Source organism: Psychrobacter sp. (genome assembly GCF_036731945.1).
Classification (GTDB): domain Bacteria; phylum Pseudomonadota; class Gammaproteobacteria; order Pseudomonadales; family Moraxellaceae; genus Psychrobacter.
Genome location: NZ_DAINDI010000001.1, coordinates 59,199 through 59,727, shown reverse-complemented (window position 1 = coordinate 59,727; position 529 = coordinate 59,199). Strand labels below are relative to the sequence as shown.

Annotated in this window: 1 protein-coding gene; it reads left to right on the top strand. The window is 39.9% G+C overall.

The window, feature by feature from the left end; translation table 11 throughout:
• On the top strand, window positions 1-529 hold a 529-nt coding region (locus V7D75_RS00220; protein ID WP_333612918.1), incomplete at both ends, for a TetR/AcrR family transcriptional regulator.

Sequence of the window (529 nt, the reverse complement as noted above, 5' to 3'; positions counted from 1 at the left end):
CAAATTTACCAGTCAGCAAGGCCGTGCACGCCGTCAAAAACTATTGATGGGCGCGAAAAAATTGAGTGAAACTCAAGCAATTAACGACATCACTTTGGCGGCGGTCTGTGAAGAAGCGGGTATTCCAAGAGCTTCTGCTTATCATTTCTTCCCCAATATCGAAGCGATATTTTTAGCATTGCGTTTTTTAAATGCTATCGATATTTTAGAAGTGCTTACCACTGTTGAAACGGTTGATTATGATAGATGGCAAGCGTACTTGACCGCGCTGATTGAGCGCTGTGTACAAATATTTGATGAAGACCAAACCAAAGCCAAATTGATTTATGACACCAATACGCCTGATTTTGAAGGGGACAGCTATGGTGAGCATATGGATAATCAAGTGGTGCAATTGGTCTATAAACGCTTATCAGAGCGTTACGAGATGCCAAAATTCGAAGATATTCAAGATGTATTATTGATTACCTTTAGCATTATTAATGCCATTTTTACGGTTTCTTATCGCCGTCATCAAAGCATTACTGAT